The 18,633-nt window shown below is 30.6% G+C and carries 14 protein-coding genes; 9 read left to right on the forward strand and 5 right to left on the reverse strand.

What is annotated here, in order from left to right:
* The first annotated feature begins 5 nt into the window (after window positions 1–5).
* On the forward strand, window positions 6–557 hold the full coding sequence (locus BQ7358_RS01735; protein WP_062172978.1) for a GNAT family N-acetyltransferase: 552 nt from the start codon (window positions 6–8) through the stop codon (window positions 555–557).
* Between the two features lie 62 nt (window positions 558–619).
* Here BQ7358_RS01735 and BQ7358_RS01740 read toward each other — a convergent pair whose 3' ends face one another.
* The 3 genes from BQ7358_RS01740 to BQ7358_RS01750 all read right to left on the reverse strand — a co-directional run bounded on the left by BQ7358_RS01740 (window position 620) and on the right by BQ7358_RS01750 (window position 4,105).
* Entirely contained in the window at window positions 620–1,981 is a 1,362-nt protein-coding gene (locus BQ7358_RS01740; RefSeq protein WP_062172979.1) for a Na+/H+ antiporter NhaC family protein, read from the reverse strand.
* 142 nt (window positions 1,982–2,123) lie between these two features.
* Window positions 2,124–2,933, reverse strand: coding sequence for a phosphate/phosphite/phosphonate ABC transporter substrate-binding protein (locus tag BQ7358_RS01745; protein ID WP_072520142.1), 810 nt, complete (start codon window positions 2,931–2,933; stop codon window positions 2,124–2,126).
* Window positions 2,934–2,983: 50 nt separating this feature from the next.
* Window positions 2,984–4,105 (reverse strand): acyl-CoA dehydrogenase family protein, encoded by a 1,122-nt coding sequence (locus tag BQ7358_RS01750; RefSeq protein WP_072520143.1) that lies wholly within the window; start codon window positions 4,103–4,105, stop codon window positions 2,984–2,986.
* Window positions 4,106–4,577: 472 nt separating this feature from the next.
* Between BQ7358_RS01750 and pepF the strand changes: the two genes are divergently transcribed.
* Entirely contained in the window at window positions 4,578–6,386 is a 1,809-nt protein-coding gene (pepF, locus tag BQ7358_RS01755) for an oligoendopeptidase F (RefSeq protein ID WP_062172982.1), read from the forward strand.
* A gap of 59 nt (window positions 6,387–6,445) precedes the next feature.
* On the opposite strand, the gene BQ7358_RS01760 is transcribed toward pepF, so the two are convergent.
* On the reverse strand, window positions 6,446–7,276 hold the full coding sequence (locus BQ7358_RS01760) for a metallophosphoesterase (RefSeq protein WP_062172983.1): 831 nt from the start codon (window positions 7,274–7,276) through the stop codon (window positions 6,446–6,448).
* Window positions 7,277–7,387: 111 nt separating this feature from the next.
* On the opposite strand from BQ7358_RS01760, the gene BQ7358_RS01765 reads away from it, so the two are divergent.
* The 7 genes from BQ7358_RS01765 (at window position 7,388) to BQ7358_RS01795 (ending at window position 17,402) form a co-directional block, all read left to right on the forward strand.
* Window positions 7,388–11,026 carry a UvrD-helicase domain-containing protein gene (locus BQ7358_RS01765; protein ID WP_072520144.1) on the forward strand — a complete coding sequence of 1,213 codons (3,639 nt, stop codon included), beginning with the start codon at window positions 7,388–7,390 and terminating at the stop codon, window positions 11,024–11,026.
* Between the two features lie 125 nt (window positions 11,027–11,151).
* Entirely contained in the window at window positions 11,152–11,991 is an 840-nt protein-coding gene (locus BQ7358_RS01770) for a 6-phosphogluconolactonase (RefSeq protein ID WP_062172985.1), read from the forward strand.
* A complete protein-coding gene (locus BQ7358_RS01775; RefSeq protein ID WP_062172986.1) occupies window positions 11,984–13,315 on the forward strand; it encodes a hypothetical protein in 1,332 nt (443 codons plus the stop codon). Before BQ7358_RS01770 ends, BQ7358_RS01775 begins: the two co-directional genes overlap by 8 nt.
* A gap of 10 nt (window positions 13,316–13,325) precedes the next feature.
* Window positions 13,326–14,213 carry a DMT family transporter gene (locus BQ7358_RS01780; protein WP_062172987.1) on the forward strand — a complete coding sequence of 296 codons (888 nt, stop codon included), beginning with the start codon at window positions 13,326–13,328 and terminating at the stop codon, window positions 14,211–14,213.
* 134 nt (window positions 14,214–14,347) lie between these two features.
* Complete coding sequence (gene rho, locus BQ7358_RS01785) at window positions 14,348–15,622, forward strand: transcription termination factor Rho (protein WP_062172988.1); 1,275 nt, start codon at window positions 14,348–14,350, stop codon at window positions 15,620–15,622.
* A 72-nt stretch (window positions 15,623–15,694) separates the two neighbouring features.
* Complete coding sequence (locus BQ7358_RS01790) at window positions 15,695–16,339, forward strand: VTT domain-containing protein (protein WP_062172989.1); 645 nt, start codon at window positions 15,695–15,697, stop codon at window positions 16,337–16,339.
* Window positions 16,340–16,442: 103 nt separating this feature from the next.
* Window positions 16,443–17,402, forward strand: a complete 960-nt coding sequence (locus BQ7358_RS01795) for a Gfo/Idh/MocA family protein (RefSeq protein ID WP_072520145.1) — start codon at window positions 16,443–16,445, stop codon at window positions 17,400–17,402.
* Between the two features lie 223 nt (window positions 17,403–17,625).
* Here the strand turns inward: BQ7358_RS01795 and BQ7358_RS01800 are convergent, their stop codons facing one another.
* A complete protein-coding gene (locus BQ7358_RS01800; protein WP_062172991.1) occupies window positions 17,626–18,573 on the reverse strand; it encodes a foldase protein PrsA in 948 nt (315 codons plus the stop codon).
* Between the last annotated feature and the right edge of the window lie 60 nt (window positions 18,574–18,633).

Raw genomic sequence — 18,633 nt, forward strand, 5'->3', positions numbered from 1 at the left:
TTATTATGATAAGAAAAGCTACTAAAGAAGATAAGAAGGTACTTGAAGGGCTTGGTGAGTTTATTGAATCATTGGAGATTGATATACTAAAAGAAGTATCGATGAAAACATTTCAAGAAATTTTAAATTACGTTTTTGAATCGGAAGAAGATAGGTTTAGTCATAAATATTGTACAGTTTACGAAGAAAATGGGGAAATACTTGGATTTTCATTTGGTTACCATTATAATAAATTAGATGAAATGAGAGATTTTTGGTTTAATGATGCAGGGAAAAGGTTTGATCTACAACCTGAAACAATTATTTTTGATTATGATGAATTGCTGCCTAATGAATATTATTTGGATACATTGTATGTTTTTAGCGACAGTCGTGGAAAAGGTGTTGGCAATAAGTTACTTACGCAGTTTGTAAAAGAGAACTATAGTTTAAAAAGTCTAAATGTGGCACAATCGAATCATGGAGCAAGAAGACTGTATGAAAGTTACGGTTTTAAAAAAGATTGTGAAATATATATCGGTCATGAACATTATGATCATATGATTGTAAAAAAATAATATATTGAAAGTGGAATAAAGTTAAGAACATTTTCTTTATTCCACTTAATTTATATTTAATTTTATGCTTTAGTGCTTGCTACTGGAGCGTGTGTTTCATAATCCCATTCTGTCTTATCTTTATCAAACGGAATAAATACAGAAATTACCGTACTTAATATCAATAAGAAGAAGTACCATAAATATGGTATTAAATGAACGGGAGCGACTGCTCCGTTAGAATAGCTGGTTACCATCAATGCTTGTGCTCCATATGGAATAAGACCTTGAGTAACACAGGCGGCTACGCAGACGATACTTGACATTTTTCTAGGGTCAACTTTGAAATTTTTAGAAACGTCGCCAAGAACTGCTCCGGTTATAATAACCGATACAGTATTGTTGGCTAAAGCGATGTTAACAATCATCATCATTAATAATGATACGATTTGTGCAGATTTTTTTCCTTTTATAAATTTTTTCAAGTTAACATTTAGCCATTCTATACCCCCGTGTTGCTGAACCATATAAGCAAGCCCACCGATAAGTAAAGAGAATATTAATACATCGATGACTCCCATAAACCCTTCATTAATACTGGTAGTAAATTTTAAAAGGGTAAAGTCTTTGGTTGCAATACCAATCATACCTGATAAAATAATTCCACAGGTTAATACCATGAAGACGTTGACGCCGATCAAGGCGACGACTAAAACAAAAATATATGGAATAATTTTTACAAAACTGAAGTCACCTATATTAATGTTCCCGATATCTTTTGGAGAACCGAAAACAAGTAGTAAAATCACGGTTAACACGAAAGCTGGGACAACTAATTTTAGATGATTTTTAAATTTTGAATTAATATCTATATTTAAGATTTTAGTTGATGCAATAGTTGTCATAGAGATTACAGTTAATCCGTCCCCAAACATTGCACCGCACAAAAGAGTAGCGAGCATCAATGCAGGAGAGATGCCGGTTTTACTGGCAAGCTCAAAGACTATTGCTCCCATGGTAGCGACGGTACCGACGCTTGTTCCGATAGAAAAGGAAACGAAAGAAGCAATAATAAATACTCCGGCCGCTAAAAATTGAGGTGGGATGTATGTTAGTCCAAGGTTAACAACAGAATCTACGCTACCCATATTGGCGGTAACTTTTGAAAAAGCACCTGCCAACAAGAAAACAAGACACATAATAATAATGTTGGACTCCCCACAACCTGCAACAAGTTGTTCAAATTTTTTATTAACTGAATCTCTAAATAAAATAAAGGCTGCAATAATACCGACAATAGTAGAAATATAAGCGGGAACGGTGTAAAATCCTAACTTATCTCCATTAAGTGTTAGGATAATACCGACCCCTAAATACATACCAACGAATATTATAAATGGCAATAAAGCCAATCCATTGGGTTTAATTTTGTTATTCTCATTCATAATAATTTTTCCCAAGGGGTGATTTTGAAATCACAACTAGGATAATATAACTTATTTATTTTGTCAGTGAAATCCTTTGTGATTTCACCCCAATACAATTTGTACAACAAATTGATACCTTTCTAATTTATAATTGTTATTTTTAATCAAAATATTTTAAATAATCAACAGCTTTTTCTAATAGGGTAAAGCCTGAGCGTCTGCCCGGAACCCATTTTTTAAGACCTTCCATGTCCATCATTTCTTTATGTTTAGGATTGTTATAATCCATAGCAGAAAGAATTTGTTCCCATTTTTCTAATAGATCTTTAGGGAATCCTTCTCTTACAGAGAATATACAGTGGTCATATAGTCCGGTAGTAGAACAAACTATAATTTGGTTAGGATCTAATTTACCGCTAAGTTCCCATGAACGACGGTTATTATCAGTTGTTACACAAGCATCTACTTCACCGCGTCTTAGTGCTTCCAATGCATCATACTCTCCACCTTCGTGGTCACCGTCTAAACCTAAAGCAACATCAAAAGTTACTTCTTTGTAATCTTTATTATACTCAAGGCCGTTTTCTCTAAGATGTTGAATCGGTATCAAACGGGCTTGAGGTGAATCAACGGCTCCGAAGCCGATTGTTTTTCCACGTAAATCTTCGGTAGTTTTTATACCGCTGTCTTTTTTAGTAAGGAAACAACTGGTTCTGTCTTGGTCAGTATCTCTCATATAGCTATAAGTAGCTTTTGAGTTAGATTTTATGTCACACTCAACAAATGCTAAAGGAGAGTTCCAAATAATATCTACTTCGCCGTCTAAAAGTGCTTTATCTTGAGAACGATAATCTTTGAAGAATACTGTTTCAATTTCCATGCCGGCTTCTTTAAAATAGTCAGCGATAATTCCCCAAATAACAGTTACCTGTGGAGCATAAACAACAGCTCCTACTTTTATCTTACTCATAACAATAATTCTCCTTGTTTTCTCTTTTTAAATTATAAATATAGTATGGTTTATTTCATGATTGCTAAATAATCTAAGTCAGCAAGTAATCTACCAAGCCAAATACGAAGTACATCAATACCGGGAGCCATAACTTGACCCGCTAGAGAATCACGCATTAAGCGTTCCATAGGTAGATGATTTCTAACATATCCGATACCGCCACAAACACGCATTCCTTCGTGCCCATTTTCAACAGCTGCTTTTGTAGATGTAACACGTGCTGCGATACAATTTTTAAATGCGTCTTCATCATTATTATCAACGCTACGAGCAGCTGAGAACAGTGTTTCACGTGCAGCATAAGCTCTTGAATATAAATCACCTAAATGAGTTTCAACAGTTTCAATTTCGGCTAAAGATTTTCCGCTTGTATATTTTCTTGATGTTGTGTATCTAACAGCTTCATCAGCAATAGCCATAGAAATTCCGGCACAAGCCGATGCAAGACCGACAACAAAGATAAGTCTGTCGCCGTCACCGTTACCGTCTATTTTATAGAAATGGTCAACTTTAGTATCTTTTAGATACATTTGTTCCGAAACATTTCCGCGTAAACCGACACCATTCCAACCGGCTTCATCAAATGTTAAACCGTTGCTGTCAGCAGGAACAAGCCACAAATTAATAGTGCCGTCCACAATGGATTTTGTAATAGTTAAATAATAATCTGCTTCACGTGCAGTAGTTACGAAGCTTTTTTTACCATTTAGAATAGAGTAACCGTCATGCGGTTCTTCTGTCATATCAGGTTTGTAAAAATGTGTGCCTGATCCGGTTTCACTGTAAGCTAATCCTAAGATAATTTCTCCGCTAGCAACTTTCGGTAAAATTTCCTGTTTTAATTCTTCGCTGGCATATAATGATAGACAGTATGAACCTACATTACTCATCATATAGCATAATGAAGCGGAAGCACAACTTTCGGCTAGACCGGTACATACTTCGGCGTGAGCTAATACCCCTTTACCTTGTCCGCCGTATTTAGTAGGGATAACCAGTCCAAAATATCCGGCATCTCTTAGCGCTTGAATTCCTTCTTTTGGGAAACGACCTTTAATGTCAACATCTTTTGCTTCCGGTAATAGATGAGTTTTCCCGAATTCTTTTGCGGTGTTATATAATGTGTCCATTATTGAATTCTCCTTAAAAATTATATTAAATTTATAAATTGCATGATTGGTTATTCTTTAGCTAAAGTATTATATTATATCACTGCAGTTTTATTGTACAATTAAAATAAAACATTGTCAATAAATATTAAAAATATGTATGTATTATTAATATTATATTTTAAAACATAAAAAATTAGCTCATCTATACACTGAAAGGCTATATAATCAAATTTTATAAAATATCATATTAAAAATATTTTTTTAATAGGTATTTAATATATATCGCTAATGCTGTTTTTTCTAAAGATACTACTGTAGTTTTATAGGTATAAAAGTTTGTAATTAACATCTTTTAAAATAAACTCATATAGCAGATGATAGGTATAGTAAATTTTAAAAAATATTTTTAAATATTATAGCAATATTTTTGCAATATTGTAATGAAAACTGTTATAATTGTAAATAATTATATTATATAAGGAGGAATAATATGACAGAATTATTAAGAAAAGATCAAAAACCGGAAAATACATGGGATTTATCCTCAATATTTTCAACTGACGAAGATTTTTGGAAAGAATTTAAAGCTGTGGAAAATTTTATCCCGCAAATCAAAAATTACCAAGGGAAAGTAGCACAAGGCGCAAAAGAATTGTTAGAAGTTTTTAAAACTACTGAAGAGTGGGGGTTAAGACTTGAAACGATATTTATTTTTGCACATCTTAGAAATGATCAAGACAGCACAGATGCTGTGAATAAAGAAATGTATGCTAAAGCTAGCGGTTTGGTTGCACAATATGGTGCGGAGTGGTCGTTTTTAACACCGGAATTATTAGCTGTTGATGAAAATAAATTAAACAGCTATTTAAACGAATTAGATGATTTAAAAATATATAAATTTGAATTAGAAAAAATTAATAAAAAACGTCCGCATACATTGGATAAAGAACAGGAAAAACTTATTGCAATGGCGAGTGAGGCACTTAATGCCAGTGATGAAACATTTGCAGCTTTAAATAACACTGATGTAATATTTGATGATGTAAAAGACAGTGACGGTAATGAACATACTTTAACTCATGGTACTTATGGTGCGTATATGGAAAGTCCGGATAGAGAACTGAGAAAAAATACTTTCTTTTCATTATATAGTTATTTTGAAAAACATATAAATACACTGGCATCTACTCTGGGAGGAAATTTAAAAGCGAAAAAATACCGTGCGGATACTCATAAATATGTTTCTACACGTAACCATGCTTTATCAGAAAATCTTATCCCGGAAGAAGTTTATGATAATTTAGTATCGGTTGTTAATAGTCATATTGATGAATTGCATAAATACTACAAACTTCACAAAAAAGTAATCGGTTATGAAGATTTTAGATTATATGACAGATCAGTTTCGATGATTGATGGAGAACCTATTAAATTTACCTTTGAAGAAGCACGTGATATTGTGCTGGAGGCGGTAAAACCAATGGGTGAAGAGTATGTCAATGATATGCGAAAAGCATTTGAAGAGCGTTGGATTGATATTTATCCAAATAAAGGGAAACGTTCAGGTGCTTATTCATGGGGAGGTTATAAGACAAAACCGTTTATCTTATTGAACTTTGACGGTACATTAAATGATGTTTACACATTAATTCATGAGTTAGGTCATTCTATGCACTCTTATTATACAAGAAAACATCAACCGGTGGTTTACGGCGGATATTCAATTTTTGTTGCAGAGGTTGCGTCTACATGTAATGAAGCATTATTAACAGAATATTTGTATAATAAATTCGAAAAAGAGGGTAATAAAGAAGCGATGCTAAGAGTACTTAACCAAGCATTGCAAGGTTTTGTTGGAACAGTATTCAGACAAACTCAGTTTGCAGAATTTGAACACATGATGAACCGCCATTTACAAAATGGTGGGGCATTAACGGCAGAGTTTTTAAACACGGAGTATCTAAAACTTATTAAAAAATATTACGGTGATGTATTTGAATATGATGAGGAAATTAAATATGAGTGGTCAAGGGTACCGCATTTTTATTATAACTACTACGTATATCAATATGCAACAGGATATTCGGCTGCACAAGCTCTATCACGTTTAATTTTGGAAGATAGTAAAAATGCAAAAATATATATTGATGAATTTTTATCAAAAGGGGATTCGAATTATCCTATAGCTGTTTTAAAAAATGCCGGTGTAGATATGTCTAAGCCGGAAGCTATTGAATCGGCATTACAAGATTTTGCAGAAAAAATAGCTAAATTTGAAAAATTATATTTTGAAAAATAAATATTAGTACAAAAACATCGACTTGGGGTTTCCGGGTCGATGTTTTTACAAGGTTTACCTTAAAATTTTTTTAGTGTGATTATTACCAATTCTATTTGATTGTTTATTCTAAGTGGAAATGAACTGTTACCTAAACCACAAGAAACAACCAGAGTTGTATTATTTTCTTTATATATTCCTTTTGAATATTTTGGGAAAAATCCTTGACTTGGGGAAAATACTCCGCCGATAAAAGGAATTTGCCATTGTCCGCCATGTGCATGACCGGAAAGAACTAAGTTGAAGCCTGTGAGGACGTAATTTTTAATTTTTTCCGGGCGATGCGATAGAAGGATATTAAATTTATCATTAGAGTGTAAGTTATTTAACTTAGTATTAAAAGAGTTTCTATGGTCTAAAGATTTTTTAAAAAAGTTGTAATCTTCAACACCTGCCAAATTTATGTTTTCATTTTCTTTAGTAAGAAAAACATTAGAATTGTTTAAATTGACAATTCCAAGTTTAGCTAAAATAGTTTTAAGTTTTTCATATTCATCAGGAAGTCGTAATTCATGATTACCGGAAACAAAATAAGTCGGTGCAATCTCAGATATTTGGCTGAGAATATTGTAAACACAGTCCATGTCATTTTTGTAACTATCAAGCATATCTCCGGTAATAACTATAATATCGGGATGTTCATTTTTTAATTTTTTTATAAAAATTAAATCACTAATGCCAATTTTAGCGGAGTGAATGTCACTAATGTGAGCGATTTTAAAATTATGAAAATTTTTCGGAAGATTTTTAAACGGCAAGTTAAAATGACTTAGTTTTAATTTTTTATTTTGTTTAATTAAAGAAGCGGCACTCACAATAGATAGTGCCAATGCTAATTTTTTATAATTCATGTATGTCCCCTTTATTATACTGTTTTCAATATATTTATTACAAATATTATAACATATGGGAACTTTATGATAAAATAAAAGATGATTAATTAGATTTTGAGGATTTAGATAATGATTAAGATTGATAAAATAGATAAATTTACGTTAAATAAAAAATATCCGCCAACGCCGGCACAATGGCAAGCTATAGGGATAGACGGTGCTGATATATTAGTAGCTGCGGCAGCAGGAAGTGGGAAAACGGAAGTTTTATCAGAGAGAATTTCAAGGAAAGTGGCAACAGATAGATGGGATATTGATAAAATTTTAGTACTTACTTTTACAACGGCGGCGGCAAAAAATATGAAAGTAAGAATAGAAAATAAAATAGCAGATAGATTGTTGAGTTTTGATAACGAAGAGGCTTTGCACTTTTTAAGAAAGCAGAGAATGTTGATGAATGATGCTTTGATAACTACGATAGATAGTTTTTGCTTGAGTGTATTGAGAAAATTTTATTATCTTGTTGAAGAAAATATTGACGGGGAAATGATTTATTTATCACCAAACTTTAATGTACTGCCAAATAGTAAGACCTTGTTAACTCAAGTAATAAATACAGTTTTAGAAAATACTGTGGAAATTTCTCCAAAATTAACAGATATTTTATTTACAGTGTTTAATGGAAAAAAGGATATTGTAGCTAGTTTACAAGATACTTATTATAAATTGCTCACAATTCCTAACTTTGAAAATTATTTGGAAAAAGAGTTTTTGATTAATATAAATTCAACGGTTAAAAATTTTGATGAAAGTGTCTTGTCTGAATTTAATTTGTTAACAGATTTAACAACGAATAATTCGTTGCAAACGGCAAGGCAATTTACAAAATATTTAGAAAGTTTTATAGAAAATGATAAAAATATTAGAAGAATAGAAGACATTGTTATTTCTGTCGATTTGAATAATGTAAAAAAAGAAAAAATATTCAATTTTTTTAGTGGAGATATAGAACAAGAAACGATTTTTGGTAGTAGAATAGAAAATAAGACTAAACTAAAGAAAATAGTTAATATTTTAGATGAAAATATTTTTCTAATGCAGGATACAAAACAAATTAATGCTCAGTTGCTTGAAACAACTTTTTTAGAATTAAAAAGTTATTCCGAAAAATTTAATATTTTAAGAAGTATAAAAGATTTTGCCTGTTCTTATCAAAAAATACTTAGAACAATTCATTTCGAGTTTGTAAAAACGAAGAGAAAAAGTAATTTTTTAGATTTTTCCGACTTAAATCATTTAGCAATAAAAGCTTTGACTAAAAAAGAAAATGGAAAAATGATATTAACGGCTGCTGCTAAATATTATCAAAAATATTTTTTAGAAATTTATGTAGATGAATATCAAGATAATAATAATCTTCAGGAGTATATTCTAAACATTATTCGTGGGGAGAATGTCTATTTTTTTAGAGTAGGTGATGTAAAACAGGCGATTTATGGGTTTAGAGGTTCAAATCCGGATCTTTTTGAAGAAAAATATAATAGTTATGAAAAGTTGAATATAGAAGACTACAGCATGGAAAAAGAATATCATTTGAAAACAACCAAAACCGGAATTTGTGTAATGTTGAAAGAAAATTTCCGCAGTGAAGTAAATGTTTTAAGTAGCTGTAACTATATTTTTAATCGACTTATGAAGAATTTTAACGCCGGAATTAGTTATGATAAAGAAAATGCTCTTTACTATCCGGCTGTTAAAGAAAAGACGAAATTAACAATACCGACAAAGATAATAAATGGTAAAATCGATTATTTTAGCGGTCAGGAAATTGAAAATAAAAAAGGATATAGAGAACAATCGATAAAAAATATCGCTTTTGAAATATTAAACGGTGTAGAACAAGGTAATAATTATAGTGATTATGCTATTTTAGTAAGAAATAGTACAAAAATGGCAAGTTTTAAAGAAATTTTTTCAAGTTATAATATTCCGCTGTTTTTTAAAGAGAAAGATGGATTTACTTCATCAAACACATTTAATATTCTTTATAATATTTTTAAATTTTTAGATAATACTAATAGAGATAGCAGCCTTGTGGCTATACTTCGTAGCGAACTTTTTTCTTATACCAATGATGAGTTATTGAAATTATCATTAAATAATGAAAAAACTTTTTATAAAAAATTAAAAATTAGTGATGAGGTAAAAGATAGACATACTATAAACATTTTAAATTCATGGCTGAATTACAGCCTTAATAATTCAATAAGAACTATCTTAGAAAAAATAGTCATCGATACAGATTTTATTAATTATTTGAGAACAGTTGATATAAATGATGAGGAAGTTGATTACTATGAGAATTTTTTAGATGTCGTTTATGAATATGAAAATGTAAATAATAATTTGAGTGATTTTATTGTGTATTTGGAAAATATAAGAGAACAAGAGAAGTTTGAAACTAAGAAGAGAGTTTCAAATAATAGCGTAACGTTATCTACTATCCATATTTCTAAGGGATTGGAGTATAAGTATGTTTTTATCGCTGATTTAGATACCGATTTTAACAATCAAGGTTTTAGCGGCGAAGTATTATTCACTTCTGAATTTGGGTTTAGTGTTGATGTGGAAAATATAGCAACCAAGCATAATTATGAATATCAGAGCGTTTTTCCTGTTAAGTTGTATAAATTAAATGCACAGTTAATAAAATTAAGAGAACGTGAGGAAGAAATAAGAAATCTTTATGTAGCGTTAACAAGAGCGGAGAAAGGTTTGTATTTGGTAAGTCCAAACGGTATTATGCTAAATGACGAAGAAAAAAAACAAATAAGTGTAACCGGTAGCGTTTTTGAAGCAGTAAATTTTGAAGAAATATTAAGCGTTGTCTTGAGTAATTATAATAACGAAGATCGTGCAGAAAATGAATTAACGGCGGAGTTTGAATATTATGAACCTAATCAAAATAAGAAAGTATTTTCCGTTGAAAATGAGAGAGAAGTTAATTTTGTTGAAATTTATAAAGAATTGGAAGTCGAAAATAAAGATAAATTAATTAAACAAAAGACTAACAAAATATTTCCGGCGAAAACTTCATATAGTGCTATGAAGAAAATTAATAAGGATAAAGATGAGATAATAAAAAAAGATAATAAAGAAATCAATTACTTGGAATTATCTAACCTAAATAAAATAACTACCGCTACAAAAGCTTTACAACGGGGTAATATTATTCATAAATTGTTTGAAAGAATAGTACAAAGCGTCTTTGAGAAAGAGGAAATAATTGATGTTCAATCGTATGTAGAAAATTTAGTTAGAACGGATAATATTATCTATAATATAAAAAATAAAACTTTATTGACAAAAGAAGAGTATAATCTAATAAATAACGAAGATGATTTAACTAAAGTAAAAATGTTTTTAGAAAGTGAAGTGATCAGTTTTGTAAAAGATGCAGATACTTGTGAAACTGAATTGTCTTTTACAACATTAAAAAAAGCAAAAGAGCTTTATAATGAAAGTGAAAGCAATATTGAGGTAATACTTCAAGGTGTTGTCGATTTGTTAATTAATATAGATGGGCAATATTTAATAATAGATTATAAAACTGATAATGTTTCAAAGAAAAACGGTGAAAGTATTTTAGAAAAACGTCATGGTGAACAGTTGAAAATATATAAAGAAGCGGTAAAAAAATATTATAATTGCACTGAGGTGAAGACTTACATCTATTCTTACACTTTATCAAAATTAATAGAAGTGTAGAAATCAGGTGAGTTACATTTTGTGAATTTTTGATAAAATCTGTAAATTTCTTCTCATTGTTACTATAGTCTAAATATGATATAATAGTTATTAAAAATAACCGGACTTTATTTGGAGGTGAAATAGTGAAATATATAGTTTGTAACAGTCAGACGGCGGTGCTTAATAGAATGTATGATGAATTTGAAAAATGTTTAGAAGATGGTGCTGTTGTGTCGTTGCCGGAACAAATAATCGGCACGCAATTTATGAATAGAATGGTGGATGATTATAATGCCGGAAAGTATCGCTATAAACATATAACTCTTGTGGGACAAAGAGAGTTTGCAGATATAGATATAGAAGAAGATTTTGGATTATATCGTTATCTTAGAAAAGAATTAATAACAAAATTAGATTTGGATGCTAAGAATATTTATTATCCAAAATGTTTGGATAGTGAAAATAGTGAAGATGATATTGCTAAATATGAAGAGATATTGGCAGAAAATATTGCTGATGTAGCAATAGTATTTTTAGGTGCGGAAGGAACGATACTGGATTATAAATATATGAACGAAGAAAATAAACGAGTTCATTTGTTGGAGTTTTCTAAGGAAGATAAAACGCAGTTACAAAAGTCCGGAATTCAACTTCGAGGAAATAAACTAATAAGTATCGGATATGAAAATTTACTATCAGCAAGAAGTTTATTTATAGTTGTTTTAGGAGCTGATAAAAGAGAGTATATGGTGGAGTTGTTTGAAAATGATCATGACGAACAAGAAACTATTTTATCACTTTTAAACGAGCATGATAATGTTTTTATTTTTACGGATAAAGAAGCAAGTTATAAATCGGAAGAAGAAGTAAATAGATTAATAAAACAGCGACAAAAACAGCTTTTAGCTAAACAACGTCGTGAAGAAGAAAAAGAAGCGAAAATTATAGAGAAAATACAGAGTGATGGAGAATATAATGAATGATTACCAGAGAATTATAAATTATGATTTCAATGATGTAGTTCTTGATAATAAGTTAGTAGTAAAATTTAAAATGAAAAAAACTTTTAGTGAATGGGACTTTATAAGTTTATTTTCACACAAACGTGGGGAGAGATTTATAATAAAAACACCTGATAGCAGAAGTTCTAAAATAGGAATAGGTTATGAAAAAACTTGGTTATTAGATTCAAATGATTTTTTGTCCAGTTTTGATAATAAAAATATTTTATCGGGTTTTGAAGAATTAAAAACACAGGTAACTTTTATTGATATTCATGAACATGATGAGGAATATTTCGGTTTATATGGCGGTGTTTCTGACGGTAGTAATAAAAGTACGCAGGAGTGGGTAGATTTTAGTGATACTTCTTTTGTAGTACCGGAAATTTTGGCTGTTTTTAAAGGGGACTTCGTATATTTCACCTTATTTTTTGATATGGAAGATGGTGTTGACTTTCTGGAGTTATGGCGAAAAAGAACGGAATTTTTAGAAAAATTGGTTTTTCAAGAAGAACCATTACTTAATGAACCTAAAATATCTGTAGTAAGAGATATTTATCCGGAAGTTTGGCAAGAAAATATAAGAAAAGCGTTATTAAAAATAGAACAAGGTGAGCTTAAAAGATTAGTATTACCAAGAAAAAATCAGATATTATTAGAAAATAGAACTTCACTTGCTGCTATAACAAAATATTTGCTTAATAAAAAGAGATATTTTATTGCATTTGAGATGAAAAAAAGCCTCTTTGTAACGACCAATCCTTTGGTATCGTTAGATGTTGATGATGAAGAATTAAAAGCGTACTTGTATTTAAAACAGGAAAATCTTTTTTCTGATAAAAGTGTTGTTATGTTTGATGAAAAGGATATATTTATCAGATACAAAGAAGAGTTTAAAGCTAAGTTTGAGAAAGATTTTGAAGTTTCGGATGACAAGATGTTAATGGGTAAAAAGTTAGATGTTTATGCTGTACTAAAAACAAGAATAATAAGTAAACAAAAGGCGATAAAGGCACTTAGTGTTTTATACCCGATTCCTCTATTAAAAGGTTATCCCGAAGTAGCTGCTGAAGAGTTTTTAAAAGAAAATTGTCCTACAGGATATGGTTTTTGGTATTCGCCTTTCGGTTATATTAATGCAAATTTAGATGCAAGGTTTTATACTTGCGGGAATACCATGATTGCATTAGAAAATATGATAACTTTATTTACCAGTATTTTATTATCAAAAGATGACAGTTATGATGAGGTTATAGAAAGAACAAATTCGATAGTAAGTTCAAGATTAAAATTATTTAATCACTAAGGAGGAAGTTATGAAATTAAGTACAATGCAAAAGGGTACTTTACTTACTATATCAGGAGCAACATGTTGGGGATTATCCGGGGTTTTAGGAGAATATCTTCTTAATATTTCTAAAATAGACTCTGTTTGGGTAATAGCTACACGTTTATTCTATGCGGGATTAATTTTATTAGCTGTAGTATTAATAAAAAATAAAAAGGTGACACTTAGAGTGTTTAAAGATAAAAAAGATGTTTTAAGGTTAATAAATTTTTCGTTTTTCGGTTTACTTATTTGTCAGGGAACATATTTTCTAGCAATAAAATATACCAATGCCGGAATGGCAACAGTTCTTCAATTTACAGGTCCGGTTATGATAATGGCATTTTATTGTGTTTTAAATAAACGTTTGCCGATGATCAGGGAAGCTGTAGCTATGATAACTTCATTGTTTGGTGTTGTTTTGATGGCTACTCATTTAGACTTTAATACATTATCTATTTCGGCAATCGGTTTGTTTTGGGGAATTTTCTCGGCGGTTGGGCTTGCCAGTTACAATATTTCTTCAATAAGACTTACCACAAAATATGGTGCAACAATCATAACTGCATGGGGACTTTTTATAGCGGGAACGATTGTTTATTTTGCGACAGGAAGTTATTATATACCGGCAGGATTTAGTTTAATTGACTTTTTATGTATAACCGGAATTGTCTTAATAGGAACTATCGCTTCATTTACCATGTATTTAGAGGGAATTAAATTAATTGGAGCGGTTACCGGTAGCATAATAGGTTGTTTTGAACCGATAGCGGCGATAATTTTTTCGTTTTTATTACTTGGAACAACATTCAGTAGTTTAGACTTGCTGGGAGCAGCCTTTATACTATCTGCCGTTGTGGTTTTAAGCAAAAGATAATACTTGCTTAATAAGAAAAATGAATATACAATAGGGTGAGAGTATTAGTAAGGTCTGATATTCTCATTATCACATTAAGGGGTAAATAAGTGTATTTTAACAATAATTATAAAAGAGAAAAGAGATTTTAACAAATGAATAATAATTATCAAACTTTTGACGATATGTATAAAAGTAAAACGACAAAGGAACTGACGCTTCTTGCAAAAAAACTAGGAGTTATTCGTTACTCTACCCTTAATAAAAAGGAATTAGTTCTTGCAATTTTAGAAAAGGAAATGGAAAAAGATAATAATTATTATATGACCGGTATTTTAGATGATATTCACCCGGACAACGGCTTTGGTTTTTTAAGGACGGTTAATTATAATAAAGGAGAAGCTGATATTTATGTTTCGGCATCACAAATAAGACGTTTTGAGCTTAAAAAGGGTGATGAAGTAACCGGAAAAGTTCGCCCTCCCAGAGAAAATGATAAATATTATGGGTTACTTCAAGTAGATGTTATTAATGGCGTTAATGCTGAAGAAATAAAATCACGCCCGCATTTTCAGGCGTTAACCCCTATTTATCCGGACAGTAAATTAGTTTTGGAAACTACAAAAGAAAAATTATCAACCAGATTTATTGATTTGGTAGCACCTATCGGTCTTGGACAACGTGGTTTAATAGTAGCGCCGCCTAAAGCGGGGAAAACTACTTTGTTAAAAGATATTGCCAATGCAATTAGAAAAAATTATCCAGATAAAAAATTAATTATTTTGTTGATTGATGAAAGACCGGAGGAAGTTACCGATATGGAACGTTCAGTAAAAGGTGCAGATGTAGTTAGCTCGACTTTTGATGAAACATCGGAAAATCATGTGAAAGTGGCAGAGCTTGTAATAGAGCATGCAAAACGTCGAGTAGAGTTGGGACAAGATGTTATTATTTTAATGGATAGTATTACACGCTTAGCACGTGCTTATAATATAGTTGAACCTAGTAGCGGTAAAGTGTTAACCGGAGGGATTGATCCGTCAAGTCTTCATAAGCCAAAGGCTTTTTTTGGAGCGGCACGTAATGTTGAAGGCGGTGGAAGTCTTACAATTATTGCAACAGCATTGATAAATACCGGTTCTCGAATGGATGATATGATTTTTGAAGAATTTAAGGGAACGGGTAATATGGAAATAGTTTTATCGCCTGAACTGGCATTAAGAAGGGTGTACCCTGCGATAGATTTTGCTAAAAGTTCAACCAGAAAAGAGGAGTTGTTATTAACAGAAGATGAAGTGAAAATTTTATGGCAAACACGACGAAAATTGGAAGACGTCAGTGAACCGACAATTGGTGTTTTAAATCATCTTAGAAAATATAACTCAAACAAAGATTATGTAGCAGAGATGAAGAAGTTTATTCGTGAATAGCTTATATTAATATTAGACAGTTATGCTAAGCTATGTTATAATCTATTTTATAATTGTTTTAGGAGGTTATGAGTGAACACGATAAAATTTTTAATTGATTTTGTGCTACATATAGATAAACATTTAGGTGAGCTTATGAATCAACATGGTCCATGGTGGTTATATGGAATTATATTTTTAGTAATATTTATAGAAACCGGTGTGGTATTTATGCCGTTTTTACCGGGGGATTCGCTACTTTTTGCTAGCGGTGCTTTGTGGGCGGCTACCGGAAATAATATTTTTTTATTGCTTATGCTATGTATTAGCGCAGCGGTAATAGGAGATAATTGTAATTATTTTATTGGAAGAAATTTCTCTGAATATTTGAAGAGCAGGTCATGGTTTAAAAAATTTGTTTCAGATGAGAACATAAAAGATGCCGAAAAATTTGTTGAAAAACATGGTGGGAAATCAATTTTTCTGGCAAGATTTTTTCCTATAATTCGAACTATAGTTCCTTTTATAGTAGGTGCCGGTAAAATGAAATATAGCAAATTCAGAACAATAGATTTTCTGGGTGGAACTTGCTGGTGTCTGCTGTTTGTTTCGGTAGGTTATTTCTTTGGGAACTTTGAAATTGTAAAGAAAAATTTTTCATTAGTGGTAATTGGAATAATTTTGATTAGTTTAGTACCGCTAATAATTGGAACATTAAAATCACGTAAAAAAGCATAGAAAAAAACTTCGTTAGAATCGCTACGGTTTTAATGAAGTTTTTGTGATTTTCTTTTAAATATAGTATATAATGAGATTATGAAAGACGACAAAGGAGATTAGTATGAAATTAGGAATTATTGGATCTGGAATGATAGTAAAGGATTTTCTTAGCATAGCAGATGAGTTACCGGAAATAGAATTAGAAGCAATAGTAGCACGAAATAGAGAAAATCTGGAAAAACTTAGTAAAGAATATAAAATAAAAAAAATATATACAAATATAGATGAATTTTTGACTGATAAAGATATTGATACTGTTTATGTAGCTATACCAAATAATATTCATTATAGTGTTGTGAAAAAAGCTTTATTGGCAAATAAAAATGTTATTTGTGAAAAGCCTTTTACATTGTATTATGAAGAAGCAAGAGAGTTATTTGAATTAGCTGAAAGTAGAAATTTAATTTTGATAGAAGCTATAACAAACCAATATTTAAAAAATTATTATGAGATAAAAAAAGCTGTAAAAGAAATAGGAGAAGTAAGACTGATTGAATGTAATTTTTCTCAGCTGTCATCTCGTTATAAGGATTTTAAAGAAGGGAAAATAGCACCTGTATTCAGCAAAGAACACGGTGGCGGTGTTCTTAATGATTTGAATATTTATAATATTCATTTTATTGTCGGGATTTTTGGAGAACCTCAAACCGTAAATTATTTTCCTAACATTATTAATGATATAGATACTTCGGGAGTTTTAGTTTTAATTTATGAAAAATTTAAAGCGGTATGTATAGCAGCAAAAGATACCTTTAATAATAGTTATGTTAATATTCAAGGGGATAAAGGTTTAGTACAGGTAACAGGTTCAACTAACGAAGTGTCAAACTATAGCTTAAAAACTAAGGATATAGTTAAGGATAATATTAATGATAACAGTCATAACCACAGAATGTATGCTGAATTTAAGAAAATTTCACAGGTAATAACGCAAAGAGATTTTGCATTTGTTAATAAACAAAAAAGACATAGTTTGTCGGTAATGAAGGTGTTGGATAAAGCCAAAAAATCAATCGGATAAAAATATAAAAAATTTCTTTTAAAACATCTCCGATTTATCACATGTATAAAAAACATTGGATAGATGCTGTATTGATTGATAATTCAACTATAACGTTTGTAAAAAAATTGCATTCATATTACAAATAAAAAACAATTAAAATTTGAAATACCCTAAAAAGTTAGATTTTTTGGTTGTCTAACTCTTTAGGGTATTTCAGTTTTAATTAGCTGGGATTTTTAAATTATTGACCTGATTGTCCTGAAGTGTTTCCTTCTAACATAGATTTAATGTAAGATTCAACATCGCTGTTGCTAGATTTTACATTATATTCTTCGAAAATATTTTTAAGTGCTTTACTTACTACTGTTGGATCGCTTTTTACAGCTTCTTCTGCTAATTTTTCTTCAAGTGATGGTTTTAATTCTTCAAAAGTAGAATCTTTTGTATCTAATAATTTGATTATGTGATACCCGAATGAAGTTTTAACTACATCTGAAGTTTTTCCTTTTTCAAGAGCATAAGCAGCTTCTTTAAATTCTTTAACGAAAGAGTTATCTTCTTTAGAAGACCAACCTAAATCGCCGCCATTAGAGGCATTAGCTGTGTCTTTAGAGTTTTCTTTAGCAAGTTTAGCGAAATCTTCTCCGTCATTAACTTTTTTCAGAATTTCTTCAGCTTTTTTCTTAGCGTCTTCATCGCTCAGTCCATTAGGGTTTGATTCACTTTTAACACTTATTAAGATGTGTGCAAGGTGATATTGATGTTTATTTTTTTCGTAACTTTGTTTTATTGTTTCATCGTCAACACCGTTGTATTCGTTAATCATAAGTGTTTGAGCAGCTTTAACCTTAAGGCCGTCTTTATATTTATCAAGGGTGAAACCTTGTTGTTTTAATAATTGTTCAAATTTTTCTTTTCCACCGTATTGCTCTTCAGCTTTTTTTAGTTTTTCATCAATGGCTTTGTCATCAATTTTTCCTTTATATTTATCTAAAAGAACTTTTTGAATCATCATGCTTGTTGCCGTTTTAGATAATTGGCTGGAACCAATGCTTTCTACTATATCTTTTTCTGTAACATCCCCGGCTTTACTAGAGATGTATTTTGTTCCGCCAGAAGAACAACCTGCTAAACCAATAACAGAGATACTAAGAGCTACAGGTAAAATAGCTTTTTTTAATTTTGTCATTAAAATTTCCTCCATAAGTTAATAACTATTTACAAATATAACATATCTTTTATTTAAAAA

The organism is Gemella massiliensis (assembly GCF_900120125.1).
GTDB classification, from domain to species: Bacteria; Bacillota; Bacilli; order Staphylococcales; family Gemellaceae; genus Gemella; species Gemella massiliensis.

Coding starts and splice junctions, on each gene's coding strand:
- BQ7358_RS01735 (WP_062172978.1), top strand. CDS start 6: ATGATAAGAAAAGCTACTAAAGAAGATAAGAAGGTACTTGAAGGGCTT.
- BQ7358_RS01740 (WP_062172979.1), bottom strand. CDS start 1,981: ATGAATGAGAATAACAAAATTAAACCCAATGGATTGGCTTTATTGCCA.
- BQ7358_RS01745 (WP_072520142.1), bottom strand. CDS start 2,933: ATGAGTAAGATAAAAGTAGGAGCTGTTGTTTATGCTCCACAGGTAACT.
- BQ7358_RS01750 (WP_072520143.1), bottom strand. CDS start 4,105: ATGGACACATTATATAACACCGCAAAAGAATTCGGGAAAACTCATCTA.
- pepF (WP_062172982.1), top strand. CDS start 4,578: ATGACAGAATTATTAAGAAAAGATCAAAAACCGGAAAATACATGGGAT.
- BQ7358_RS01760 (WP_062172983.1), bottom strand. CDS start 7,276: ATGAATTATAAAAAATTAGCATTGGCACTATCTATTGTGAGTGCCGCT.
- BQ7358_RS01765 (WP_072520144.1), top strand. CDS start 7,388: ATGATTAAGATTGATAAAATAGATAAATTTACGTTAAATAAAAAATAT.
- BQ7358_RS01775 (WP_062172986.1), top strand. CDS start 11,984: ATGAATGATTACCAGAGAATTATAAATTATGATTTCAATGATGTAGTT.
- BQ7358_RS01780 (WP_062172987.1), top strand. CDS start 13,326: ATGAAATTAAGTACAATGCAAAAGGGTACTTTACTTACTATATCAGGA.
- rho (WP_062172988.1), top strand. CDS start 14,348: ATGAATAATAATTATCAAACTTTTGACGATATGTATAAAAGTAAAACG.
- BQ7358_RS01795 (WP_072520145.1), top strand. CDS start 16,443: ATGAAATTAGGAATTATTGGATCTGGAATGATAGTAAAGGATTTTCTT.
- BQ7358_RS01800 (WP_062172991.1), bottom strand. CDS start 18,573: ATGACAAAATTAAAAAAAGCTATTTTACCTGTAGCTCTTAGTATCTCT.